The organism is Pseudomethylobacillus aquaticus, assembly GCF_003730115.1.
Taxonomy (GTDB): domain Bacteria; phylum Pseudomonadota; class Gammaproteobacteria; order Burkholderiales; family Methylophilaceae; genus Pseudomethylobacillus; species Pseudomethylobacillus aquaticus.
This window is the reverse complement of the sequence record NZ_RJVP01000003.1, coordinates 37,054-63,086: the sequence shown is the minus strand read 5'-3', so window position 1 is coordinate 63,086 and position 26,033 is coordinate 37,054. Positions and strand designations below refer to the sequence as shown.

Here is a 26,033-nt window from a genome sequence, read left to right as displayed (position 1 = left end):
AGCCTAGGCTGAAAGGCTAGGGTTGAGTTGGGTGTGCAGTTTACTTTGCGGCCTTGACCTGTGCCGACAGATAGCCGTACTGACGCACGTTGATGGCGTCGATCTTGCGCACGATGGCCTGCAGTTTGGACACGGACAGGCAGCTGGCTTTGGTGTCGGAGCGGTCCAGCGGGGCCGTCATCAGCGCGGTGATCTCTTCGGTATAGGGCTTCTTCTCCTGCTCGAAGGCGCGGAATTCGGCGGATTTCAGGATGCCCACCACAAAGGCAGAACGTTGCTCCTTGCTCCAGTTTTTTTCTTCAGCCTTGGCGTCCAGATCCTTGTCGATACCGGCTTCGGTGTTGCGCTGCTTTTCCTTGATGGTCTGCAACTCGGCTTCCACTTCGCTATTGACCGTGGCGGCGCCTTCGGGCGTGTTGCAGCGCGGCTCGGCGTGTACAGCCAGCGGACTTATTAACAACAAGACAAGTAACGGCGCGAAAAAATGTAGCGATGGTTTCATGAGATGGGCTTTCATCAGAGTGAGTTGGCACGGCGATAAACACACTGTACCAACTCTTGTACCAATGAAACAGAGCGGATTATGGAGCGTTTTGAGTGTAGCTGTTGGTCAAACTCACGGGGCATCCGCTGTTTGTCGAGAAGTTATCCGCTGAGAGACGTGACTAGCTGGCGATGCTGTTACCCAGCTGCAGCGGATGACGGGTCAGGCCGCTGGGACCATACAGTTGGCCGCTGTCGCCGTTGCGGGCTTTTTGCAGCATACCCAGCGTGCTTTGGGTACGGCCATGGTGTTTCTGGATCAACAGGCCGTTGACGCGGTTGGTCTCTTTGGCTTCTTCCAGGATACGGCGCAGCGTCTCCCATTCACCAGCGGCTTCCGGGTGCTTTGCCAGCCAGGCTTGCATGCCTTGCTCATTGGCGAGCAAGCCTTGCAATGCCAGCTTCTGATAACGCAGTTTGCTGCTATGTTGCAGGCTCTGGATCAGTGACGATTTCTGGTGCAGCAGCGCTTGCAGCGTGGCCACTTCGCCCGCCACCAGCAGCTCCTGCTCACGTAGCAAGAGCTTGAGCAGCCCGGCGGCTTGCGTGGTTTCGGTTTCCAGCATCAAGGCAGTCATGGCTCAGGCCTCAGGCAGGCTTGGTGCCGAGCAGGTCTTTGACGCTGTCGATCAGGCCGGCTGCGATCTTGTCCGGATGGATGCTGAACTGGCCGTCACGGATGGCGGCCTTGATGGCCTCCACTTTTTCGGTGTCGAAGGTCTGCTGACCGTTGGCCGCTGCTTCCAGCGCTTTCAGCTGCGCCACCAGGGGGGACAGCGTGACATTGCCATTGCTGCCGGCTTCCGGGCTGGCTACTGCCTTGGCTTTTTTGTCTGATGCGGTTTCCTGGGCTTCCTGTTTCAGTCGCACCTGGTTGACCAGCGTATCGTCGATTTTCATGGTGTTGTCCTCATGCGTTGACCTCATGCCTTGAATGGCGCAATGCTCGCCGCATTGCCTGTTACGTCAGTTATCGGCAAGGTGTGCTTGAACTTTAATGTGCAAGACGTTTTTTTGTTCATTTTGTTTTGCAGCCCGCTGTAATCTGCACTGGTGCTGCTCAGGCAGGCTCAAAACGCCACTTCCACCACGCCATTGCCGCGTGCGACCCCGCTGACGATCTGGCCGCCTGCCACTTTGACCTGCACGGTCTGGCCGTCACCGGCATTGCCCATGGCGGCCCCTTCGGCGCTGATGCTGAAGCCCTTGCCTGTGGAATTGAGGCGCACGGTCTGGCCTTGTTTGATCACGGTCTGCATGCGCAGTTGCTCAGGGCGCAGCATGGCACCCGCCATCAAGGCCACATTCACGCTGCGACCAATGGCCTGACTCGGGTCGGTGAGCACGCCGGGTGGCAGTTTGCTCAAATCCCCGGACTGGAACACCAGATCCTGTGCCGTGATCACCTGGCCTTGCATCAGCGGGGTGGCGGTCACCAGATACTGGCCGATCACACTCACCTCCGCCTGCAGGTAGATGGTCCACGGGCTGCTTTCCGCACAGCGTATACCTAAACTGGTCTTGCCCCAGGCGCGGCTGCCTGCCGGCAGGAACACATCGGGCGCAACACAGTTGGCCAGCTTCAGCTTGGTGTCGATGGCGCCGACCTGTACGTTCACCTGGCCGGGCAGGCCGGTGGTTTGTTGTTGCAGCCAATGCGTGGCCAGTTGCCGCAATTGCGGCAACTCCTGCCAGCCGTTAGCGGCCCGGCTTACGCCTGGTAGCAGTGCCAGTGTTACCAGCGCCAATATCAGTGTCAGCCAGCCGGGCAGGCGTGTGTGTTTGAGCATGAGCATCTCCATGCGCGGTCAGCGCTTGGTGGTGGTAGCAGTCCACCTGGCTACAGGTGCTGCGGGAACAATACACCATGCAGTGTACGCACGCCCTTGTCTGGTCAAGCTTCAAATAAAGGGATGTTTCTGCTGTTGCTCCACCGATTGCACGCTTGCGCGCACGCCTACACTCGCCTTCATCTGATGGACTGGCTGTTGATGGGATTAACGGCCGTTCCGCAAATAACTTGAGGCCGCAGGAGCACTGCATGATCAACCAACTGGATGCCGCATTCAATTTCCAGCAGACCGCGCTGCGCTTGCGCGCGCAACGCCAGGAATTGCTGTCTGCCAACATCGCCAATGCCGATACGCCCAATTTCAAGGCGCGCGACATGGATTTTGCCGCTGCCATGCAGGCGGCACTGAACCCGCAGGCCACCGCTGGAGGGCGATCTTCATCGCTTGCTGCCGCCCCCTCCGGTGGGCTCGGGCCCCTGCCACTGGCACCGGTGATGGGAGGCAGCCTGGGGCCGTTGCCGCTGGCCATGTCATCGGCACAACATCGGCCACTGGACGCTGCCAACGCGCCTGCCGTCAGTCACGGCCTGATCCAGTACCGCAATGTGCTGCAGGGCAGTGTGGATAACAACACGGTGGACATGGACATCGAGCGTGCCCAGTTCGCCGATAACGCAGTGCGCTATGAAGCCAGCCTGACCATGCTGAACGGTCAGATCAAGAAGCTGATGTCGGCGATCCAGGGTTAAGTCGCCGCTAGCCCCCAGCCGCTAGCCCGCTGCCACGATAAGGAGTCCAGCATGTCGCTCTTCAATGTATTCAATATTTCCGGCTCGGCCATGAACGCGCAATCGCAGCGTCTCAACACCGTGGCCAGCAACCTCGCCAATGCCGACAGCACCACCAGTGCCAACGGCCAGCCTTACAAGGCCAAACTGGTGGTGTTCGCGGCCATCCCGCTGGGTGAGGGCGGGGCGGCCGGTGTGCGTGTGCAGCAGGTGCTGGAAGACCAGTCTGCCGCCAAGCTGGTGTACGACCCGCAACACCCCAATGCCAACGAAGAGGGCTTTGTCGCCATGCCCAACGTCAATGTCACCGAGGAGATGGTGAACATGATCTCGGCTTCACGCGCTTATCAGAACAACGTCGAAACCATGAACACGGCCAAGACCATGCTGATGAAGACCCTCAACATCGGCCAGTCCTGACCGGCCCGCATCACGCGCCATTAAACACTCGCCACTAAAAAGGTAGCCCCATGAGCACAGTACAGAACGTCTCACCCACGCTGCTAGACAGCGTCAACGGCAGCAAGGCGGCGGCCGCCACGCAGACTGCCGATACGCAGGACCGCTTTCTCAAACTGCTGGTGACGCAGATGAAGAATCAGGACCCGCTGAATCCACTGGACAATGCCCAGGTCACCAGCCAGATGGCGCAGCTGTCCACGGTGACCGGCATCGAAAAGCTCAACAGCACCATGTCCGGCCTGATCGGCAGCGTGCAGGCCAGCCAGGCGCTGCAGGCGTCCAGTGCCATCGGCCGCGAGGTGCAACTGCCCGGTAACAGCCTGGCACTGAACAACGGGGCAGCCAGCCCGTTTATCGTCGAATTGCCTAGCTCTGCCGAGAAGGTCAGCGCGCAGATCCACAACAGCGCCGGTGTGCTGGTGCGCGAGATCGCGCTGGGTGCCTTGCCTGCAGGTAACAGCAATGCCAGCTGGGACGGACTGGACAACACGGGCGCCAAGTTGCCGGACGGCCATTACAAGCTGACCGTACAGGCCAGCCAGAGCGGCAAGACCGTGGATGTCAGCACACAGGTACGTGATGTGGTCACCGGCGTGGCCAATACCGCGCAGGGCGTGGAGCTGCTGCTGAGCCGCAGCGGCAGCACGCCTATCGGTCAGGTGCAGCAGATCTTCTAAACGCAGCAAACACAAGCAGTCCATTTTTCGGGTGGTTATCACGAGGAGCACGACATGAGTTTTCAACAGGGCTTAAGCGGTTTGAACGCCGCCAGCAAGAATCTGGAAGTCATCGGTAACAACGTCGCCAATGCCAACACGGTGGGTTTCAAGCAGGGCCAGACCCAGTTCGCTGATGTATATGCCAGCTCGCTGAATGGCAGCGGTAGCTCGCAGACCGGCATCGGCGTGCAGGTCGCACAGGTGAAGCAGCAATTCACCCAGGGCAACATCACCACCACCAACAATTCGCTGGACCTCGCCATCAACGGTGGCGGCTTCTTCCGCCTCAGCAACGATGGCAACATCAGCTACAGCCGTAACGGCCAGTTCCAGCTGGACAAGGAAGGCTTCATCGTCAATGCCGAAGGCCAGCGCCTCACCGGCTACACGGCCAATCCAGCAGGCCAGGTGGCGACAGGTGTAGCGACCGACATCAACATCAACACCCAGGATCTGGCACCCCGCGCTTCCGCTGCGGTGACCGGTCTGGTCAACCTGGATTCGCGCAAGGACGCCATGACACTGGCCGGTTTTGACCCGGAAGATCCCACCACTTATCACCATTCCACCTCGGTGTCCGTCTACGACAGCCTGGGCAACAGCCACACGCTGCAGAACTATTTTGTGAAGACCGCCCCCGGCGAATGGAGCGTGATGACCACCGTGGACGGCACGCCTAGCGCCTACACGCCACCGGCCGCGCCTGTCGCCACCGCCACCATGAGCTTCTCCGGCACCGGTGTGCAACCCACCATCAACCCGGCCACTCCGACCGTCAACTTCACGGTGGCTACCGGTGCAGCACCGCTGGCCGTGACCGTCGATCTTTCCGGCAGCACCCAGTTCGGTGCCAATTTCAGTGTCAACAGCCTGACCCAGGACGGCTATGGTTCCGGGCGTCTGGCCGGGTTTGATATCGCAGCCGATGGCATGATCGTCGGCCGTTACAGCAACGGTCAGTCTGCCAACCTCGCGCAAGTGGCGCTGGCCAACTTCGTCAACCCGAACGGTTTGCGCAGTCTGGGCAATAACGTGTGGGCAGAAAGCTCTACCAGCGGCGCTGCGCTGGTGGGCGCACCCAACACTGGCAGCATGGGCGTGCTGCAATCCTCCGCAGTGGAGGATTCCAACGTGGACCTGACCGCCGAGCTGGTGAACATGATCACCGCACAGCGCGTGTATCAGGCCAACGCGCAGACCATCAAGACCCAGGACCAGGTGCTACAGACCCTGGTGAACCTGCGTTAACTAGAACGGCATGAATGAGGCGGCGGGGGCATCGCGGCGTGATGGCTGGCCTGAACGGGCCAGTCGCTGCATCCCGCGCACCCGTTCACGTCAGGCTTGCAGGCGTCGCTTGTTTTAACTTGCCTTGCTTTGCCTGACTAGACTGAATCGGAGATTTCCATGGACCGCATGATCTACACCGCCATGACAGGCGCCAAGAACATCCTGGAGCAGCAGGCCACCACGGCGCATAACCTTGCCAACGTGTCCTCCAATGGCTTTCGCGCGCAGATCGACGCGTTCCGCGCGGTGCCGGTACTGAGCGAAGGCCTGCCTACGCGTGCCTTTGTGGTGGATAGCGAGGTGGGCAGTGATTTCACCCCTGGGCCCTTGCACGAGACCGGCCGCGAGCTGGATGTGGCCATCCCCGGCGCGGGCTGGCTGGCGGTGGCACGCGGTAATGGCAGCGAGGCTTACACCCGCAACGGTTCGCTGCGTATCAACGAGAACGGCATGTTGCAGACCGAGAGCGGCCTCAACGTACTGGGTGACGGTGGCCCCATCAGTGTGCCCCCCAACACCACGGTCAGCATCGCCAAGGACGGTACGGTGTCGGCCATCGCCAGCAACAACACGCCCCCCGCCGTGATCGGCCGTCTCAAGCTGGTGAATCCGCCGCAGGACAGCCTGCTGCGCGGTGCCGACGGCTTGTTCCAGACCAGGAACGGTCAGGCCGCCGAGTCGGATGCCAGGGTCACGGTGGTGAGCGGGGCGGTGGAAGGCAGCAATGTCAATGTCATCGAGGCCATGGTCAACATGATCTCGCTGGCGCGGCAGTTCGAGGCACAGATGAAGTTATTGCAGAACGCCGAGAATAACGCCAATAAAGCCGGTCAGCTCCTCAGTTTGACTTGAGCACACAGGCTTTAGTATGAGCTCATCAACTTGGCCTCGGGCCATGAAAAACCGATGCATGTCACGGGCAAGCGGTGACAGCCGTCAGGCAAAAAGGAAACCAGCATGATACGTTCATTGTGGATATCGAAGACCGGTCTGGATGCGCAGCAAACCCAGATGGACACCATCGCCAACAACCTGGCCAACGTCAGTACCAATGGCTTCAAACGCACGCGTGCCGTGTTCGAAGACTTGCTGTACCAGACCGTGCGTCAGCCCGGTGCACAATCTTCGCAACAGTCGCAACTGCCCACCGGTTTGCAGGTCGGCACTGGCGTGCGTCCGGTGGCCACAGAGCGCATCTTCACCCAGGGTAATCTGCAGCAGACCGGCAACGACAAGGATGTGGCCATCCAGGGCGCCGGTTTCTTCCAGGTGCTGATGCCGGATGGCAGCACCGCGTATACGCGTGACGGTGCGTTCCATGCCGACAGCACCGGCCAACTGGTCACCTCCAGCGGCTTCCCGGTACAACCTGCCATCACCATCCCGGCCAATGCGCAGAGCCTGACCATAGGCCGTGACGGCGTGGTGTCGGTGACGCAGCCGGATTCTGCTCAGGCGGTGCAAGTGGGTACGCTGCAAGTGGCCACCTTCATCAACCCGGCCGGCCTGCTGGGCCGGGGCGAGAACCTGTACACCGAAACTGCGGCTTCAGGCACCCCCAACACCAACACGCCGGGCACCAACGGGGCCGGTCTGCTGGTGCAAGGCTATGTGGAGACCTCCAACGTCAACGTGGTGGAAGAGTTGGTCAACATGATCCAGACCCAGCGCGCCTACGAGATCAACAGCAAAGCCATCACCACCTCGGACCAGATGCTGCAGCGTCTGACCCAGCTCTAACCTGGAGACCTTGATGCGCCTGCACGCTAATCCGATTCTGATAGCTAGCCTGACCGCTAGCCTGATGCTGGCGTTACTGGGCGGCTGTGCCGTGACGCCGGACAGCATCGTCAAAACCCCCATGACGGCCAAACCGGTGCCCAACGAGCAGGTGGCCGGCACCTCCGGCAGCATCTACAAAGCGGGTGCCTATCGTCCCCTGTTCGAGGACAGACGTGCACGTCTGGTGGGGGACATCCTCACCATCACCATCAGCGAGAACACCAGCGCCAACAAGGCAGGGACCAGCTCGGCCAATAAATCAGGTGAGGTGAGCGGTGCCATCGCCGCCTTCCGTGGTAACCCCATCGGCAGTGCCACCATGTCGGCCAGCTCCGATCTCGGCTACGAGGACAAGGCGGCCAGCAATGCCAGCAACAACTTCACTGGCAACATCGGCGTGACCGTCATCGAGGTCTACAGCAACGGCAATCTGCTGGTCAGTGGCGAGAAACAGGTGTCCTTCGACAAGGGCACCGAGTTCGTGCGCTTCTCTGGCGTGGTCAACCCGGACACCATCGCACTGGGTAATGTGGTGCCGTCCAACCGCGTGGCCGATGCCCGTGTGGAGTACCGTTCCGGCGCCAAGGTGGATGCCGCGCAGATCGCCAACATCCTGTCGCGTTTCTTTTTGAGTTTCATCCCGCTGTAGGCCATGACCATGATGCGCTGCCTTTCCTTGCTTTTATTGCTGCTCACCAGCCTGCCGCTGCATGCCGAGCGTTTGAAAGACCTGGCCACCATCCAAGGTGTGCGCAGCAACCAGTTGCTGGGGTATGGCCTGGTGGTGGGCCTGGATGGCACCGGCGACCAGACCACGCAAACCCCGTTCACGGTACAAAGCATCATCAACATGATGCAGTCCATGGGCATCACCTTGCCCATAGGCACCAATCTGCAGCTCAAGAACGTGGCGGCGGTGATGGTCACCAGCAGCCTGCCCGCCTTTGCGCAGCCGGGTCAGCAACTCGATATCACCGTTTCGTCCATGGGTAACGCCAAGAGCTTGCGCGGTGGCACCTTGCTCATGACCCCACTCAAGGGGGCCGACGGTCAGGTGTATGCCATGGCGCAGGGTAACCTGCTGGTGGGCGGCGTGGGCGCGGCGGCCAGTGGCAGCAGCACACAGATCAACCACCTGAGTGTGGGCCGCGTCTCGGGCGGCGCCACGGTGGAACGCGCCCTGCCCAGCACCCTGTTACACAGCGATACCATCAACCTGGAGTTGATCGAATCCAGTTTCAGCACCGCCGGCCTGGTGGTGGAAGGCATCAACCGCCAGTTCGGTCCGGGCACCGCCACGGCGCAGGACGGCCGCGTGATCCGCGTGCGTGCGCCAGCCGACAGCGGGGCGCGTGTCGCCTTCCTTGGCCGCCTGGAAAGCCTCAATGTGCAACCGGGTGCTTCCAGTGCCAAGGTCATCCTCAATGCGCGTACCGGTTCGGTGGTGATGAACCAGAACGTCACGCTGGAAGATTGCGCGGTTTCGCACGGCAACTTGTCGGTGGTGATCAACACCGCGCCAGTGATCAGCCAGCCCGGCGCATTCTCACGTGGCGACACGGTGTCCACCTCCATCTCGCAGATCGAGATCAACAAAGAACCGGGTAAGGTCATGCTGCTGGAAGGCGGCGCTTCGCTGGCCGATGTGCTCAAGGCACTCAACGCCATCGGTGCCAGCCCGCAGGACCTGCTGGCCATCCTGCAAGCCATGAAGGCGGCTGGCTCGCTGCGTGCCGAGCTGGAAATCATCTAAGGCAGACCGGCCATGATCGACTCCCCACAAAACACCAACAAACTGCCGGCCGCCACCGGGCAGCTCGCCGCCGATGCCGGCAGCCTGGAAGCGCTGAAGCGCTCCGCACGCAGCAACGCTCCTGAAGCCATCAAAGCCACGGCGGTGCAGTTCGAGGCCATGTTCGTGAACATGATGCTGAAAAGCATGCGCGACGCCAGTCCGCAGAATGGCATGCTGGATAATGAACAGACCCGCACCTTCACCTCCATGCTGGACCAGCAGCTGAGTCAATCCATGGCCAAGCGTGGCCTGGGCCTGGCCGATGTGCTGGCACGCCAGCTGGGCGCACGCGCCCCCGCCGTGCCTGACCTGAACAGTGCACAAACCAGCAAGCTCGAAATAAACAAGCTTGAGCTCAGCAAACCGCTCAGTCGTTATCAGCAGATCGGCGCCATGCTGGCACCAGTGCCGGAGTTGCTGGTGTCGAACCGGCCCGAGGTCAAAGCGCCGATGACGGCCATGCCGGCTGTCGACAGCGCTGCCAACCGTAACGCCCCCCGTCATGTGACGCAGTTCCGCCAAACCATGTTGCAACATGCGGAAGCCGCCAGCGCTGCCACCGGCATCCCGGCCGCCTTCATGGTGGGACAAGCCGCACTGGAAAGTGGCTGGGGTCGTCATCAGATCCGTCAGGCCGATGGCTCCAGCAGCCACAACCTGTTCGGCATCAAGGCCACGGGCAACTGGCAGGGCAAGGTGGCCGAGGTGCCTACCACCGAATATATCAACGGCGTCAAACAGACCCGCGTGGAGAAATTCCGCGCCTATGATTCCTATGCCGATGCGTTCGCCGATTTTGCCAGGCTCATCAGCGGCAACCCGCGCTACCAGAGCGTGATGGCCAATGTGAGTGACGCCAAAGCCTATGCTCAGGCCATGCAGGCTTCCGGTTATGCCACCGACCCCAACTACGCCAGCAAGCTGGCGCAAGTGATCCGTCGCAGCATGAGCGCTTAAAGTTTTTGATTTTGATGCCGTCAACAGCTCAAACATATCAGGTGATCTGAAAGCATCATGGCTTCCAATATCCTTAACATCGGCCAGAGCGCGCTGGCAGCGGCACAAGTGGGTATCAGCACCACTGGCCACAATATCGCCAACGCGGCCACGCCCGGCTACTCGCGCCAGGTGGTGGTGCAGTCGGCTGCGCAATCGCAGAACTTCGGCTATGGCTATGTGGGGCAGGGCGCGCAGGTCACGGCAGTCACGCGTGTCTACAACGAGCTGCTGTCGCGGCAGGTGACCAGCAGCCAGTCGAGCAGCGCCGCCATCAACGCCTACTCGGCACAGATCAAACAACTCGATAACCTGCTGGCCGACGACAGCGCTGGGCTTTCATCGGCCATGCAGCAGTTCTTCAGCAGCCTGCAGACCTTATCTACCAACCCGGGTGATGCTCCCAGCCGTCAGGCCATGTTGTCCACCGCGCATTCCTTCGTGGGGCGCTTTCAGGACCTGGGTGAGCGCATGGAAGAGATACGCAGCGGCATCAACGTGCAGCTGCAGGGCCATGTCACCGAAGTGAACAGCTATGCCAAGCAGATCGCCGGGCTCAATGACGTGATCTCCAAGGCCATCGGCGCAGAGGGTTACCCACCCAATGACTTGATGGATCAGCGAGACCTGCTGGTTAGCGAACTCAGCAAGCTGGTCAAGACCTCGGTGGTCAATCAGGGTAACGGCGAGTACAACCTGTTCATCGGCAACGGCCTGCCGCTGGTGGTGGGCACGCAATCCTATGGCCTGCAAACCATGGCGTCCCCCACCGACCCTACCCGTCTCGAGATCGCTTATCAGGGCAAGAGCAGCACCAGTCTGTTGGCGCCCGGCACGCTGGCAGGCGGTAGCCTGGGCGGCTTGCTGGAATTCCGCACCGAGTCGCTGGATGCCATGCAGAACCAGCTGGGGCGTATCGCCCTGGTGCTGGCCGATACCTTCAACACCCAGCACAAGCAGGGGCTGGACAGCACTGGTGCAGCCGGAACGGATTTTTTCAGTGTGGCCGCGCCGCTGGTGAGTGCCAGTGGCCGCAATACCGGCAGCGCTGAACTGAGCGTGAATGTGGTGCAGAGCGGGGCGGTCACCGCCAGCGACTACCGGCTGCAATACGATGGCAGTCAGTACAAGCTCACCCGCCTGAATGATGGCCAGGTGCAAGCGTACGACAGCCTGCCGCAGACGGTGGATGGCATCCGCATCGCCCTGGCATCCGGCAGCCTGGCGGCCGGTGACGAATTTGTGATCAAGCCCACGTACAACGTGGCCAGCACCATCAAGGTCACGCTGGATGACATCAGCCAGATCGCCGCAGGTGGCCCGGCCCCCAGTGGCAGTGCGGATAACCGCAATCTGCTGTTGCTGGCTGGCTTGCAGACCAGCAACACCTTGAACAGCGGCACCACCACCTATCAGGGCGCGTATAACCAGCTGATCAGCATGGTGGGTAACAAGACCCGCGAGCTCAGCATCACCGGCGCCGCAGAAGAGCGCGTGCTGGCCTACAGTGTCGCCGCGCAACAATCGGAATCGGGGGTGAACCTGGACGAAGAGGCCACCAATCTGCTGCGTTATCAGCAGGCGTATCAGGCGGCGGGCAAGTTCATGCAGATCGCGGATCAGATGTTCGACATTCTGCTCGCGCTAGGTCGTTAAGTTCAGGACGCTAATCAGGAGCCGCCATGCGCATCAGCACCAACACCCTCTATCAGGCTGGCATCAGTCGCATCAGCGAGCTGCAATCACAGCAGGCGCGCCTGCAGCAGCAGATCGCCAGCAACAAACGCCTCCTGACGCCCTCGGACGACCCGGTCGCCGCTGCGCGTGCGCTGGAGATCAAGCAGGCACAGAGCCTCAACGCGCAATATGCCGACAACCGCCAACACGCCACCACACAGATGAGTCAGGTGGAAAGCACGCTGGGCAGCATCACCGACCTGCTGGTGGCCACCAAATCCAACCTGGTCGGCGCGGCCAACCCCACGCTGGATAACCAGCAACGCGGTTACCTCGCCACCGAGCTGCGTGGTGCGCTGGACCAGCTGATCGGCCTCGCCAACAGCCGCGATGGGGCTGGCAATTACCTGTTCTCCGGGTATCAGAGCGCCACCCCTGCCTTCGTTGCCAGCCCGGGTGGCGCCACCTATCAGGGCGATAACGGGCAGCAACTGGTGCAGGTCGCTTCGGCACGCACGATGCCGGTGTCCGAGAACGGCGGCAGCCTGTTCCAGGTGGGCACGCGCAATGTGTTCGCCACCCTGAACGACCTGGCCAGCCTGCTGGAGACGCCGATCACGACCCAAGCCGACAAGGACGCATTGAACGCGGGCCTGGCCACGCTGACCGGCGAGCTGGGCACCACGCTGGATCAGGTGCTCACCAAGCGCGCCCAGGTGGGCACCTATTTGAACGAGCTGGAACAACTGGACGAGGCGGGCAAGAGCCGCGAGCTGCAGTACGCCGAATCGCTGTCTGACTTGCAGGATCTGGATTATGCCAAAGCGCTATCCGATCTGAGCCAGCAACAGACCATCCTGGAAGCGGCACAGAAATCGTTTGTACAAACCACCAGCCTGTCGCTGTTCGACTTGCTGTAATGCAGGCCAGCTAAGCTGTCGTCAGCTATGAAAGCGGGCCTTGCAGACGGGTGTGCTATCACTTAACTTGAGCACCTAACTTGAGCGCTCAAGTGCAGGGTTAAGGTTCAGCAGTGAGATTCAGCACCAAGATTTACTAACAAGATTTAACAGTCAACTTTAGGACGGTGGGTCGTTATCGGCTTTCCCCCCACCCAAGCCGTTAATGGCCCATCGCTCCTAATCCCCATGCCGCAGGCACTACAGCGCCGCGCTTTAAACCCGGTGCGTGTCGCGCCGGAAGCAAGCCGCGCTGTGGTCGTTCACCATGCCGATCGCCTGCATCCAGGCGTAGACGATGGTAGGCCCCACGAACTTGAAACCGCGTTTCTTCAGCTGTTTCGAGATGTGCTCCGAAAGCGGCGTCTGTACCGGCACCGACTGCCCATCACCAGGCAGTACCTGGCCTTCGGTGAACGCCCAGCAGAAATCATTGAACGCCTCGCCGCGCTCGGCCATCTGGCAGTAGATCTGCGCACCACGTATGGTGGCCTCGATCTTGGCGCGTGCGCGGATGATGCCGGGGTCTGCCATCAGGCGCAGCACATCGGCCTCACCTAACGCCGCCACCAGGGCAGGCTCGAAGTTGGCGAACGCCAGCCGGAACGCCTCGCGTTTGCGCAGCACCGTCAGCCAGGACAAACCGGCCTGAAACCCCTCCAGCATCAACATCTCCCACAACATGCGGCTGTCGTGCTGCGGCACCCCCCATTCGGTGTCGTGGTAATGGCGCATCAGCGCATTGCTGCCGGCCCAGGCGCAGCGGTGGAGTGAGTCGGACGTGTGCATGTTGTTTCCTTATGCCTGATATTGCGGTGTATCACGCGTTGATGATGCGCCATTGCCGTTCCAGGCAGGTGCGTACACGTGCGATCAACACTTCATTGCCGCCTAGCGAGCGCACGATAGTCGCCAGACTGTTTTCGGCTTGCTGTCTGGTGTGGGTGATGATGCCTTCGGTGCTTGTTTTATCCAGACCGAACTGCACCGCGGCATCCCGTGCCAGTGACAGGCTGGATTGCATCACGCCCGGCGTGATGGCCAGTTGCTGATAGCCCAGGTTGTTTAGTTGCATCACCATATCAAAAGCGGGCGACAAGCGATATTGACCATTGCCTGCGTAGAGCATGCCATGATTTTTTACATGATCGTCTGTGTTATCGACGATCAGATTGAGCACCAGTCGCCGGAATAATTGCACCAAGTCGTGTCTGGGCTGCGCCGAGATGCGACGTATCAACTGCGCCAGTTCCACATAACTGCCCAGGCTGCTTTCGTAAGGGGCATCCAGCAGTGCCGCTGCCGAAAGGTAATGCAAGCAGCGTTCCTGCCCCAGTGGACCAAGCCGGTCGAAGCGCTGCACCAGTAGCGCGTGACCGTTCGGAATGGCGACCAGTTGCCTTGCCGGCACCTCGATGCCGCATTGCGCAGCCAGTTCCAGAGTGGCTGCTTCGAGTACTTCAACATCATGGTCGTCGCTGGCGGACGGGAATTTGGCGATCCAGCGCCTGTTGTCGTGAATGAAATTCATCTTGGGACGTGCGCCGCCCAGCGTTCCGCCACGCTGCAACAGGCGGCGCATCTCGGACGTGATCTCAAGGTGCCGTTCAATGCGCATCACCGCCTCGTGCAGCGCCGTCAGGGGTATGGCGTCATCGTGCGCGTCTGCATCGTGTGTGGCTTCGGTGGCCAAAGGGCTAGGCAAGGGCAGTGTTTCGTTGAACACCATGGCGCCGATGCGGTGGCGGTTGGTCATCAGCAAGGCATCGATATCGTCCACCGGGCCACCTTGTCTGGCCTCCAGCACTGCTCTTCCCCAGTTGTCGGGCAAGGCATCGCGCAAGGTCAGCGGCAGCGCGCCGCCATCACGCAGACGCCGCTCACTCAGCTTGAAAATACCCTCCTGCAGCGGCAAATATTCCGGGTTCAGCGCCACGGCATCCTCTGCCTGCAAGTAGCGCGTGCCGTAAGCGAACTCGCCGGATTCGATCACACCGCGCCGCACCAGCTTGAGTATGCCGACTGGCCTGGTTGGCTCACTCGACTGGTCAGCCAGGCCGAGGTAGATGGTGCGCTCAGAAGTCACGTTCATCATCGCCAATCTGGCCGGGCGCCTGCTGTGCCTTGCGCCTTACCCGGCGTACGGACTGAAACGCCGCGATGGGCGGTGCAACGCTGTCCAGACTATCGAGCTGCCCCAGCATCCATAGCGCGTTGGCCAGCATGCCGATGCTGGTGCCGGGTTTGCCCGCTTCAAGTGCGCGATACGTGGTGGCGGAACAAAAAAGACGGCTAGCCATATTGTCCACCGTCCAGCCCTGTTGAATGCGATGCGCACGCAAGCGGGCGCCCAGTGCGTCCAGCGCACTGCGCACTTCCTGGTTGGTGTTGACGATGTCGGGTTCCTGTCTAGGCATCAATAGAATAACTATTAAGTTTAATAAAATACATTCTATTGATTTTTAACTGCCAAGCAAGCGGTATTTAAGCGGGGGTGCTAATGAGGTGTCCGCTTGTTGTTTGAGAAACAAATCGGTGAGCGGTTAGCGAGGTATCCAATAAGAAAACATCGCGCCGAAAACAATCAAACCTGACAGCAAACCTGATATATAGACGACTCGTTAAATATCTTTCTGGTCGCTACCAAAAATCGGTTTGGCCATCACAGAATGGCCCTATCGGGGCTCGCTTGTTGGATGACTTGACGCCGCTTTTTCCAAGCGTTCGGCCAGCCAGACTTTAATGATGGACTGTCTGGTGACGCCAAGTTTGCTGGCTTCCCGGTCCAGTGATTCAATCATCCAGGTGGGAAAGTCCACATTCACGCGCTTCTGGGTTTGCTGCACACGGCTTGCTTTGCTTAAGTCCAGTGCACTGGTGATATCGACAGCTTCATCGAACTGCGTATCAAAATCTTTAGCCTTCATAAAGTTGTACCTCCTCAATGCGTGAGCGGCGTACGGAAATAAGCCGCACATTGCTACCTCGATAAGTGATCACGGCAGACCAGTGCTTGCCAAAAATCATCCCAATCACTAGGTAGCGTGGTTCATCTTCTGTTTTTGCAGGAATTTCGAGCAAGCTCGGGTCATCCCACAATCCTTGAGCGTCAATAAAATTGATGCCATGTTTTTGATGATTGCTTTGACTTTTTTGTTCGTCAAATTCAAACGTTGCCATAGTATAAAAATTATACCTTTCTTGACAAAAACTCAAGCAGCAGGATCATTTGAATAACTGGTTTAGTGCTTGAGAAAGCCAATCAAATAGAAGAGGTGCAGCACTATGCTAATGACTGGATGCGCAACTACAATCACGAACGATCCAATATGGTTCTAGCCGACATTACCCTGGAACAGAAGGCAGCTCTTTTTAACATACTCTACTCCTGACAGCTGCTAAAAATGGGGCGGGTTACAGTATGCTTTTGGTAATTTTGAAGGCTTTTTAAAAACTCACAAAAAGCTGACGGCAGAGAAAATTAAGCACTACTACCGAGTGCTCTAGATGATTTGGGGAGAAAAATGAGATTTGACGAATGGAGAAATGCTTTCTTAGCAAAGAATAATCGACAAGGTCTCAATGAAGGTCTTCTTAATGGTGCACCACTCTATTCCTACAAGATGACAGCCGAAGAGTTCATGAGCTTGCAACATTGCTTGGCCTCAAATTTAGAGATTTATTTGAGTCATTACCAAATTGACGAAATCTGCAAGAAGTCATCATATTTTTCTCCTCTATTTGTCTTGTACGCCGCCAATTGGTGGCAGCGCAAATATGATGGCACAGGTATGTCATGGGACCCGATTTTTACATCGATTGGAATTGATTACTCTGAATTAAACAGTGTTACACGCTCGGAGATGATTGAAAGTGGGTTCCGTGAATGGAACTTAGCTTTAAATGCAGATATTGGAAATTTAAAGTTCATTGGAAATATTGCTAGTCAAGGTGGTTTGCCTTTGAATCTTATTGCCAGTGGCCGTGGTAATTTAAATCGCCTTTTAAATCGCGTCCTTAAAGACACAGTCAATCTTGGCTTTCCTGATGAGAAAAGCATTTTAAGCATTATTGAAAGTCATCGCGGTGAGCTTCCTAAATCTTACCGACAGCCTTTAATTTTTAGCTTGTTAGCAGAAATTATTATCACCTTTGTGCACTTTAAAAATGATGCCAACCTTAGCGGCGCATTAAACCCGCTTGAGAAACTGGATCAACACAAATCTAACTGGCGTGATAGTTTTCCATTGCCTATGGACGACGAAAATGCACGTGGTGTGTTGGAAAGGTTTATCCAAGAAGGTGTCAAAATTAAAGCTGACAAACTCGCTTTTAGTTTGACGCTACAACGCTACTTACACACCCTTGATGGTATTTTTAATGTCGAGGCGCGAATTGATTTTCCCAAGAACAATATTGATCAAGAGTCAGTAATCAAAGCGTTTGATATTGCTGAAGGATTTATCACGAGGGTCATGCTGCTTCAGGTGAGCAATCAAGCTGAAAAACATGAAATCACACTTGGTAGATTAGCAGGCCAACTTAACTATCGTTTTAATCTTGAGACAACACCACTTTTTAAACACGCGCATGAGGAGCATGTTGCCATACTTAAAAACGCTGACAATGTGCGCAAAAATATTACCTTAGCCAACGGCTTTGAACTGGATGATGACACTCCTTGGGTGTTTGATGCCGATAGTGAGGGTGATGAAGGTAAGTTTTTAAAAATAGGTGGTGGTAAGTTTAGATCGCCTAGCCTTTATGTTGTGGTGCCTGCGCGATTTCATTTACAAGCTTTGAGTGAAATGAGTTCGTTTGAGCCAATTGCTTGGTCGCGTGACCGTGAGAAGAAATGTTATGTCATTGATGTGCCAGTCGCTTGTTTAAGTGATGAGGATGAGCAATATGAGATTAAGCCTAGTTGTGGGGATGCGGATGAAGAAGATTTTGCGCTGATGGGTAATCGCATATGGCATGTTTTTCAAAAACCTGCCATTGCCTTCTGTGGTTTCCCTCAGGTCGTTAAATATGTTAGCGCCACGTCGTTACATAAAAAATCAACCGCCAGTGTATTTTGTAAAAACTTAGACAACAAACCACTTAATCCTGAATTAGGGGTTTATGGGCCGCTCAATTTAAGCGTGAAAGAGCAAAGCAGCCATGTTTGGGGTGCAAAATTAGCGGTATTACCATCAGACGCAAGCTATCAAATTCTGCCAGGCAGTGACGCAAGCCACGGGAAGTTATTGCTTAACAAATGGCAAATTTCCAACGTGAAATGCTTGGATGACAAAGTTAGTATCAAGCCACTTATCAATGGCGATTCCGTAACGATTGAGTGCAGCTATACAGGCTCATCCACGCCGCAAGAACTTATCAAGCTGGAGATTTATTGGGCACACAACCCGAAAGCTGCAATCATTCAGTTACCTTTTCCATCGAGTGGGGTAATGGCGTTTGACGGCGATAGTCACCGAATTGAAAAACGAAAAACGCTAAGCCTGCGTCAACTTTATGGGGTGCGTGTGGTTTCATTATTGAGTCAAGGAAACCATGTTGAAATTGAGCTCAATTTAAAAGACACAGGTGGCATTAATATTGAGCCAACAACCATCAGACTTAAACGCGAAAAAGATAGCTCTAGAGTTGAAATTAGGCTGATTGATTATAAAGAGCAGATTGCTGATTTGTTATATGCAGTAGATCAGCTTGATACAAAAGTGGAGTTTAGATTGAAGGTGACTGGTGCCAGCGATTTTGTATTGTTTGTCAACAAGTACGAAATTGAGTTTGAGCATAAGGTGGCTGAGCCTTATTTTATGATTAAGCAATCTCAGTTAGCTAACTTTACCAATGAGGTGGTTGAGCGTTGCGAAGTTGTAGCTACACGCATTGATGAGTCCGATGACATTGTGACGCTTGAACAATCTATCAATGGGGGTGTTTATAGTGGTATATGGGGGTTTCCTACTCACAAGTATGCTGATGGCACATGGATGATTCACCCCTCAAGCAATTCCTCTATTCAGTTTAGAGCAATGATTTTACCTTTGAGAAATGACACAAAAGAGGTTGAAGAAGACGTTGGGAGTCTAAAGTTTGCATTGAATATTGCGCATGATAAACAACGCGAAGCAGCGATAAACCTTGTTCTTGAAGAGCTGACATCAGACTTTGATGATTCAGCTTGGCAGCATGTTGAGTACTTGGCAGAACGCCTTGGCCATTTAAATTTAACTAGTTTGCATTTGTGGCGGTTGTTTGCAAAAAATAAGCGTGCCATGGCGGCTTTAGCGTTAAGGGAGTCTAAGTTTACAACGCAGTTTATTTTGCGCTTTGCAGCTGAGTTGCCTTTTATGTGGGAGCTAGTCAGTTTAGAGGCTTGGTTGGATGCTGCCTTTTATCTAAAGAAACAGATATTCCAACGTTATCAAGAAGAAAAGTCGGCTCAACAATATTTCGAGTATTTGCTTCAAAACAAGCTGAGTATCTTGCTTAATGAATATCCAGCTTTGAATATGGTGTTTGAGGTAATTAAGCATAAAAATCAGTTGGCTGTAAATCAGGAGATGCAAAAGGCTATAAATCATCCCCAAATCTTTGCTGATGTATTCAAATCTCAGATTTTTGAAGGTGAAAACTCCGACTTACAAAATCTGTTACGTACTAAAACAGCCAGTTGGCCTAGTGATTTTTTTAATGAAATTAGGGCTTATAAGCAATCTGAACATCAACACTTGATGTGCCTACAAGACTTTGCTTTTAAAGACCCTGTTATTAATTTTCCATTTGTAGTTGCAATTAACACGCTGACCCAAGAGTTACCCCAATGGTTGGTAGATGAAAGTGCTTTTATTGATTTGAAAAAGCTTAAAAATTTTGATAAAGACTGGTTTGATTCAGCTTTTGACAAAACCATTGCGAGGGGCATAACCCTTGGCTATGTGCAGTTATAAAAATTAGGATATTCATGCAGACCCAATATTTCACGGGCTTAATCAACGACCTCTCTCAGCGCACCACCTCTGGTGTGATGAGTTGGCTCAATGTGAGCAATTTGCCTTTAAGGCAGCATCTGTTTGAACTGTTTAATCGCCCATATGGCGCTGAGGGCAGTTTTATTGCCAGCCCGACATTTGAGCCTGTTTTTGGCTGGCGACCATGCCAACAAACCATGGGAGAATTAAGCAATAGCTTACTGTCAAAAAAATTGGTGGATGCTTTAGATAAGCCATATATTACCGAAGAGAAGCTACAAGAAGCTAAAAGAACTAAGTCAAAGATCGAGGACTATCGTTTTTTTAAAGACATTAAACCTTATCAACACCAGCTCGAATCATGGCAAGTCCTCAGCGATAGCAAACCAAAATCTTTGGTAGTCACTAGCGGTACTGGCTCTGGGAAAACAGAATGCTTCATGATTCCTATTCTTGATTGTCTAGTAAGAGAGCATGAACAACAAAGAAAGCCATTAGTTGGTGTGCAAGCACTGCTTTTGTATCCACTAAACGCCCTTATCAATAGCCAAAAAGATCGCCTCTTAGCCTGGACAGGCCACTTTGAACGCAATGTTAGGTTTTGTCTTTTTAATGGAAACACACCAGAGCAACCTGAGCGTGGTGGCAGCAAGAATCTTTGTGAAGTAGCTGACAGAAAAACCTTACGAGCCTCTCCCCCGCCAATCTTGGTCACTAACGCGACCATGTTGGAATACATGTTGGTGCGCAATGACGACAGACCCATCATTGAAAAGTCTAAAGGCAAATTAAAATGGATTGTGCTTGATGAGGCTCACTCTTATGTGGGCTCGCAGGCGGCAGAGCTTTCTTTACTGATTAGGCGTGTAATTCATGCTTTTGACGTTGAGCCCAGTGAAGTGCGTTTTATTGCAACCTCTGCAACCATTGGTGACCCTGAAGGGGAGGCCGGTCAGTCACTTCGTCGGTTCTTGGCAGATGTTGGTGGGATTGATATCAGCCAAGTTGAGTTACGTTATGGTGTGCGGGAAGTACCTGCCATTGCAGAGCCACAAAATAATCAGCCAAAATCGCTAAACGCACTTCAGTCTTGTGAAGGACATGAAGCGCTTTATGATGAATTATTGAAGCATTCACTCGCTTATAAAATCCGAAAGTTATTTGCACCTACTGAAAAAATAGGCAGCTCGTCACCCACCCAAACTTTAGATATTGGACATGTTTGCATTCGGCTATTCGGCAAAAAGGAACAATACACACTTGGAGAACAAACCCAAGCTTTGCAATGGTTAGACCTGCTTGCAAGCGCAAAAGACGCCAAAGGGTTAGCGTATTTGCCGCTTCGGGCACACATTTACCATCAAACCATGACCGGGTTATGGGGCTGCGCAGATCAAAATTGCTCAGAAAAACATCAAGATAGCCCTAAGTTAGTTCATAAAGACTGGCCTTATGGTGAAGTATATTTATCTCCGAGAAACCACTGCCTTTGTGGCGCACCAGTATACGAACTGATTTTTTGCGATGACTGTGGTGAGGTTTACCTTAATGCGCAAGAAAACAGCATTGAACTTACTCCCTTTGATGATAAAAAAACCGTTGATGAATTTGAGCTAGAGCGTGAGGGTGACGAGGAAGAAGATGCTGATGAGAGTCATGCAGGAAAACAAGCTAGGTTACTGATTACCAACCGACCTTTTCAAGACGCTGTCATAGCTTCTGAATCCATAAATAAAAAAACAAGAAAATTTTGCGAGTCCAATCATCCTGATGCTTTAACCATTCAAATCACGCAATCATCAGACGTGCTTGAATGTCCATCATGTTCTGCGATTCTTAACGGCAAACGAAGCAAAATTAAAAACGGTCGCGTAGGCACACCATACTTGCTTAGTGGCATTTTGCCTACTTTGCTTGAGTATGCGCCTGACGGACAAGATGACCCAATCAACAAGCCATACAACGGTCGTCGTTTGTTGACTTTTAATGATAGCCGTCAAGGGACAGCGAGGATTGCGACAAAGTTACAACAAGACGCTGAAAGAGCAAAAGTAAGAAGCTGGGTATTCCATCAAATTAATAAACTATCAAGTGAAGTGCCAGAGAGTGCTGAAGTAGCAAGTTTAAGGGACCTGTACAGTAAGTTTGCTAATACTTCCGAGGACATTAAGAGAGATATTGAAGAAAAATTACAACAAGCCTTGAGCAAATCTGCTGTGCCAACAGGGATTACCTTTTCTGATTTAAAAAGAAGCATCTGTAACCAAGGTCAAGATTTTGATAGGGTTCATCAAATATATAAGAACTATGAATCAAATACTTTTGGTACCGCCGATGGTGCAGACAAAGTCGCTGAAATGCTTATATTTAGGGAGCTGGCGCGCAGACCTAAAAAAAGCAATAACTTAGAAACATTAGGTTTAATTTCATTGATCTACCCACAATTACAAAAAATTGATTCAGCACCTGAAAGGTGGAGTGAGTTTGGTTTAAAAATTGATGACTGGCGTGACTTTTTAAAAATTTGTATGGATTTTTTTGTGCGGGCTGGAAGCTCTCTAGACCTGCATGGTAAAGACTGGCGAAATTGGCTATCAATTAAATTACCAAATAATTGGCTAATTCCAGCGGATAGGGATAAAGCAAAAAATCAAAGGCGATGGCCATCGGTAAAAAAATCAAACTCCAAAAGTGTCCTAGTATCACTCTTGTCTATTGTGACCAATTTAGATGCAAAGACAGAGTATGGTGAGGACATACTTGATGAGATATTAAAAAGAGCGTGGAATGATTTAATTAAAGTGGATTTATTGCAAAACAGCGCAAGTGGATACAATCTAAAACTAGAATCCATTTCTTTCACTGCCCCCAAACAACTTTGGATATGCCCATATTCAAGACGGTTTCTTGATGTTACGCTAAATGGATTTAGCCCGTACACCCCGATTAGAAATAGGGAGCGTGTGAAATGCGAAAAGATTGATGCACCGATTTTTCCTAGAGATTTTGATGTGTCATCACTAGGCTTTATGACTGAAGCACGCAATTGGATTTTGAACTCAGAAAAAATTCAAGAACTAAGACAACAAGCGATATGGTCAACCTATGCTGATCAAGTGTTGGAAAATGCGCCTTTTTACAAAACAGCCGAGCATTCTGCACAGCAAAAATCTAAAACCTTAGAGAATTACGAAAAAGACTTTAAATCAGGAAAACTCAATATTCTATCTTGCTCTACGACGATGGAAATGGGGATTGATATTGGCGGCATTCAGCTTGTAGCAATGAATAATGTACCACCCCACCCCGCTAACTATTTACAACGTGCTGGACGAGCTGGTAGACGTTCTGAAACCAAGTCAGCGGCAGTGACACTTTGCAAAGCCAATCCGCATGACCAGCACGTTTTTGAAAACACTAGCTGGGCATTCGGCAGTAAGTTTCCGACGCCTAAAGTCTCCCTTTCGAGTGATGTAATTATTCAAAGGCACATTAATTCTTATTTGCTTGGCATGTTCTTAAATGGCAGTACTGATAGTGCACTAAAATTGACGAGTGGCGATTTCTTTATTGGTGAAGAAGGCCCTTGGAAAAGCTTTGTAAATAACCTTAACAAATACAGCAAACATAACGAAAGTTATAAAAAGGCGATAGAGCAACTGGTTAAGAACTCGCCATATGAGCATCAATCATATGAGACTTTTATGGCCAACTCTGCTGGAATGATGAATAAGGTTAGGGGGATATGGCATGAAGAATGGTCTGCACTGATTGCGGAGCAAGAAAGACTGCAGGCTAATCAAAACGATCCTGCTGCAAATGCATTGGAATATCGTAAAGAGCGCCACAAAGGGGAATATTTACTTAGTGATTTAGCTAACTATGGCTTTTTACCTGGCTATGGGTTTCCTACCTCTCTAGTGACATTTAACAATCTTAAACATAAACCAAAATATGATAGTGAATCAAAACAGAGAGAAGATAACCGTCGCTTTCGTGCAGAGTTACCCACTAGAGATATAGTTACGGCACTGAGAGAATACGCTCCTGGTTCAGACATTGTCATGGATGGTGCCGTTTATAAGTCTGCAGGAATCACATTAAATTGGCATGTGCCTGCAAGCGAGTTACAAGCCAAAAATGAACTTCAACTCATTAAATTTTTTTGGAAATGCCAAAAATGTGGCGCTTCAGCTGTTACAGGTGCGCTACCAAGTAAGTGCTCTAATTGCCAAGCTGATTTAGAGAAAAAATTCTCAGAATATATTGAACCAGCGGGTTTCGCAGTTGATTTTTACGAACCAGTCACTAATGACATTACTAAACAAAAATTCATTAAACCTGAAAGTCCAACGCTATCTATTCATGGTGAGTGGTCACCGCTCAAAAACCCTAATTTAGGAAGATATCGTTCGAGTGACACTGGGAAAATATTTTATCAATCCAAAGGCGAAAATGGCACTGGTTATGCACTATGCTTAGGATGCGGTCGTGCTGAACCCATGACAAAAGACAGAGAGTATCCCAAAACACTTAGCCCCAAAAAAGGACATAATCGTTTGATTGCAAAGAAAGACGAACGCCGGTGCTCTGCCAGTGATCAGTCATGGATGATAAAGAAATCTATTAGCTTTGGCTTTGAAACTTTTACAGATATTTTTGAAATTCAATTAAAAGATCTCAACGGTAAATGGCTTAATGACTCAACGGTTGCCAACACCGTCTCAGTTGCTATGCGCAACGCACTGGCTGAAGAATTAGGTATTCAAGCATCAGAACTTGGGGCATCAGTTCAGGAGATAAAAACCGAAGATGGTAATTATGTTCAGTCTATTTTTATTTATGATGAAAATAATGCTGGCTACACTTCCAACATTGACTACTTAATCAATCCACTTTTTGAGAAAACATTTGAGCAACTTGATTGTTCTCGTGGATGTGATAGCGCTTGTCCATCGTGTCTTCTTGATTTTGAACATAGACATGAGTTTGACAAATTAAACCGCAGAAGTGCACAGCAATTTTTAACTCGTGATTGGCTCAATAGCCTGGTCATCCCCAAAGAAATTAGCTACTTTGGTGACTCGTCAGAGGTGGAAGTTAAAACACTTTCTGAATCCATCTTTTCAGCTGGCAAGCGCCCGACTGTGACTAAAATCAATATGTGTTTGGGTGAGTCAACAGATCATGCTGATTTTGCGATGGCTGATTTTAGAAAACTGGCTTATGACTTGGCAATTGTTAGCAAAAAAGAAGTAAATCTCATACTCAAAGAAAGTGCGTTAAAAAGCTACCCGCAAGATGACCTCATCACCTTGAGAAGCCTTGTTGACCATGAACAAATAAATGCACTTGCTGTTAAAGAAATGCCTAAAGCCCAAAATGGCCATGTGATTGCAGAAGTCGTATTTCAAAATGGTGAATATTGGGCATGGGCGATATCAGATGTCGCATTCATGAATGCCAATGAAATGTGGGGCAAATGTACCCCTATCGTTCGAGGTAAATCTAAAGCCACTCATTTACAAAACCCTCGCACCGTTAACAATACTGAAATTCAATTGCCTGTGGTTGTGCAAGGAGATAAAGAGGTTCTGGTAAAAGACGAACTCGACGGCAAACTCCTTGGCTTTGGCTCAAGATTCTGGGAATACCTGTCACAAGAACATAGCGAGTTAAAGAGGTTATTAGAATCAGATGAAGTAGTCTCTGTCGAATATAGCGATAAATACATTTTCACCCCAATTTCAATCGGATTGCTGAAAGAGATAGTAGTTGGACTGAGACAGTGCGTTGGGTTTGATCATTGGAAATCAGTTAATTTTGTTGTGCATACCGTGGAAAAGCGAAGCTACTCTGAATATAAGGGGCCACAGGGCATGATTTATTCAGATTGGCTAAATTCGCAAGAGCGAAATCAAGTGCTGATTAATGTGTTCAAGGAAGTTGGCATAGACGCTACTGTTAAAGCAACCCAACAGCATAGTCGTTCACTGGTTGTTCACTTTAAAAACAACACAACTTTGGCAATAAAACTAGATAAAGGCGTTTCTTACTGGCGTGTGAATAATAAACTAAACAGATACAGCACATCTAACCAGTTTGATTTTAGTGCTGAAGAAGTAAATCAGGCAAAGGCTGTTCTTGAGCTCAAAGATATTATGATTGTGGGAGAAAGTATCCCAACAGAGTTATTTATCACACTCCGAAAGTGAATCGTCCGGAGTTTCGAGGAGGTGGTTTTGTTTA

General features: G+C 52.6%; 22 protein-coding genes. 13 read left to right on the top strand and 9 right to left on the bottom strand.

Annotated elements, in window-relative coordinates; genetic code table 11:
• Positions 1 to 40: 40 nt before the first annotated feature.
• The 4 genes from ED236_RS06705 to flgA all read right to left on the bottom strand — a co-directional run bounded on the left by ED236_RS06705 (position 41) and on the right by flgA (position 2,333).
• On the bottom strand, positions 41 to 502 hold the full coding sequence (locus tag ED236_RS06705; RefSeq protein WP_148042260.1) for a hypothetical protein: 462 nt from the start codon (positions 500 to 502) through the stop codon (positions 41 to 43).
• 163 nt (positions 503 to 665) lie between these two features.
• Positions 666 to 1,121: a flagella synthesis protein FlgN gene (locus tag ED236_RS06700; RefSeq protein ID WP_123237205.1), complete on the bottom strand. Its 456-nt coding sequence runs from the start codon at positions 1,119 to 1,121 to the stop codon at positions 666 to 668.
• A 10-nt stretch (positions 1,122 to 1,131) separates the two neighbouring features.
• Positions 1,132 to 1,443 carry a flagellar biosynthesis anti-sigma factor FlgM gene (gene flgM, locus ED236_RS06695; protein ID WP_123237204.1) on the bottom strand — a complete coding sequence of 104 codons (312 nt, stop codon included), beginning with the start codon at positions 1,441 to 1,443 and terminating at the stop codon, positions 1,132 to 1,134.
• 170 nt (positions 1,444 to 1,613) lie between these two features.
• Complete coding sequence (gene flgA, locus ED236_RS06690) at positions 1,614 to 2,333, bottom strand: flagellar basal body P-ring formation chaperone FlgA (protein WP_240032060.1); 720 nt, start codon at positions 2,331 to 2,333, stop codon at positions 1,614 to 1,616.
• Between the two features lie 251 nt (positions 2,334 to 2,584).
• Here flgA and ED236_RS06685 point away from each other — a divergent pair, with 251 nt between their 5' ends.
• The 11 genes from ED236_RS06685 (at position 2,585) to flgL (ending at position 12,765) form a co-directional block, all read left to right on the top strand.
• The gene (locus ED236_RS06685) at positions 2,585 to 3,085 is read left to right on the top strand and encodes a flagellar basal body rod protein FlgB (protein WP_193726071.1); all 501 of its coding nucleotides are present in this window, start codon (positions 2,585 to 2,587) and stop codon (positions 3,083 to 3,085) included.
• Positions 3,086 to 3,136: 51 nt separating this feature from the next.
• Positions 3,137 to 3,544, top strand: a complete 408-nt coding sequence (gene flgC / locus ED236_RS06680) for a flagellar basal body rod protein FlgC (RefSeq protein ID WP_123237202.1) — start codon at positions 3,137 to 3,139, stop codon at positions 3,542 to 3,544.
• Between the two features lie 50 nt (positions 3,545 to 3,594).
• Positions 3,595 to 4,263, top strand: a complete 669-nt coding sequence (locus ED236_RS06675) for a flagellar hook assembly protein FlgD (protein WP_123237201.1) — start codon at positions 3,595 to 3,597, stop codon at positions 4,261 to 4,263.
• Between the two features lie 54 nt (positions 4,264 to 4,317).
• Positions 4,318 to 5,553 (top strand): flagellar hook protein FlgE, encoded by a 1,236-nt coding sequence (flgE, locus tag ED236_RS06670; protein WP_123237200.1) that lies wholly within the window; start codon positions 4,318 to 4,320, stop codon positions 5,551 to 5,553.
• 159 nt (positions 5,554 to 5,712) lie between these two features.
• Entirely contained in the window at positions 5,713 to 6,447 is a 735-nt protein-coding gene (gene flgF, locus ED236_RS06665; protein ID WP_123237199.1) for a flagellar basal-body rod protein FlgF, read from the top strand.
• Positions 6,448 to 6,552: 105 nt separating this feature from the next.
• Positions 6,553 to 7,335, top strand: coding sequence for a flagellar basal-body rod protein FlgG (gene flgG, locus ED236_RS06660; RefSeq protein WP_123237198.1), 783 nt, complete (start codon positions 6,553 to 6,555; stop codon positions 7,333 to 7,335).
• A gap of 13 nt (positions 7,336 to 7,348) precedes the next feature.
• On the top strand, positions 7,349 to 8,026 hold the full coding sequence (locus tag ED236_RS06655; protein WP_123237197.1) for a flagellar basal body L-ring protein FlgH: 678 nt from the start codon (positions 7,349 to 7,351) through the stop codon (positions 8,024 to 8,026).
• Between the two features lie 3 nt (positions 8,027 to 8,029).
• Positions 8,030 to 9,130, top strand: coding sequence for a flagellar basal body P-ring protein FlgI (locus tag ED236_RS06650; RefSeq protein ID WP_123237196.1), 1,101 nt, complete (start codon positions 8,030 to 8,032; stop codon positions 9,128 to 9,130).
• A gap of 12 nt (positions 9,131 to 9,142) precedes the next feature.
• Positions 9,143 to 10,129, top strand: coding sequence for a flagellar assembly peptidoglycan hydrolase FlgJ (gene flgJ / locus ED236_RS06645; RefSeq protein WP_123237195.1), 987 nt, complete (start codon positions 9,143 to 9,145; stop codon positions 10,127 to 10,129).
• Between the two features lie 57 nt (positions 10,130 to 10,186).
• Positions 10,187 to 11,824: a flagellar hook-associated protein FlgK gene (gene flgK / locus ED236_RS06640; RefSeq protein ID WP_123237194.1), complete on the top strand. Its 1,638-nt coding sequence runs from the start codon at positions 10,187 to 10,189 to the stop codon at positions 11,822 to 11,824.
• A gap of 26 nt (positions 11,825 to 11,850) precedes the next feature.
• Positions 11,851 to 12,765 carry a flagellar hook-associated protein FlgL gene (gene flgL / locus ED236_RS06635; RefSeq protein ID WP_123237193.1) on the top strand — a complete coding sequence of 305 codons (915 nt, stop codon included), beginning with the start codon at positions 11,851 to 11,853 and terminating at the stop codon, positions 12,763 to 12,765.
• 255 nt (positions 12,766 to 13,020) lie between these two features.
• Here the strand turns inward: flgL and ED236_RS06630 are convergent, their stop codons facing one another.
• The 5 genes from ED236_RS06630 to ED236_RS06610 all read right to left on the bottom strand — a co-directional run bounded on the left by ED236_RS06630 (position 13,021) and on the right by ED236_RS06610 (position 15,984).
• Entirely contained in the window at positions 13,021 to 13,593 is a 573-nt protein-coding gene (locus ED236_RS06630) for a DNA-3-methyladenine glycosylase I (RefSeq protein ID WP_123237192.1), read from the bottom strand.
• Positions 13,594 to 13,624: 31 nt separating this feature from the next.
• Positions 13,625 to 14,896 (bottom strand): type II toxin-antitoxin system HipA family toxin, encoded by a 1,272-nt coding sequence (locus ED236_RS06625; protein WP_240032059.1) that lies wholly within the window; start codon positions 14,894 to 14,896, stop codon positions 13,625 to 13,627.
• A complete protein-coding gene (locus tag ED236_RS06620; protein ID WP_123237191.1) occupies positions 14,880 to 15,221 on the bottom strand; it encodes a helix-turn-helix domain-containing protein in 342 nt (113 codons plus the stop codon). Before ED236_RS06620 ends, ED236_RS06625 begins: the two co-directional genes overlap by 17 nt.
• 258 nt (positions 15,222 to 15,479) lie before the next feature.
• Positions 15,480 to 15,731 carry a type II toxin-antitoxin system BrnA family antitoxin gene (gene brnA, locus ED236_RS06615; RefSeq protein WP_123237190.1) on the bottom strand — a complete coding sequence of 84 codons (252 nt, stop codon included), beginning with the start codon at positions 15,729 to 15,731 and terminating at the stop codon, positions 15,480 to 15,482.
• Positions 15,721 to 15,984 (bottom strand): BrnT family toxin, encoded by a 264-nt coding sequence (locus tag ED236_RS06610; RefSeq protein WP_123237189.1) that lies wholly within the window; start codon positions 15,982 to 15,984, stop codon positions 15,721 to 15,723. The genes brnA and ED236_RS06610 overlap by 11 nt, the downstream gene beginning before the upstream one ends.
• Positions 15,985 to 16,328: 344 nt before the next feature.
• Between ED236_RS06610 and ED236_RS06605 the strand changes: the two genes are divergently transcribed.
• Positions 16,329 to 19,763, top strand: a complete 3,435-nt coding sequence (locus tag ED236_RS06605) for an STY4851/ECs_5259 family protein (RefSeq protein WP_123237188.1) — start codon at positions 16,329 to 16,331, stop codon at positions 19,761 to 19,763.
• A 14-nt stretch (positions 19,764 to 19,777) separates the two neighbouring features.
• A complete protein-coding gene (locus ED236_RS06600; RefSeq protein WP_123237187.1) occupies positions 19,778 to 25,999 on the top strand; it encodes a DEAD/DEAH box helicase in 6,222 nt (2,073 codons plus the stop codon).
• Positions 26,000 to 26,033 lie beyond the last annotated feature (34 nt).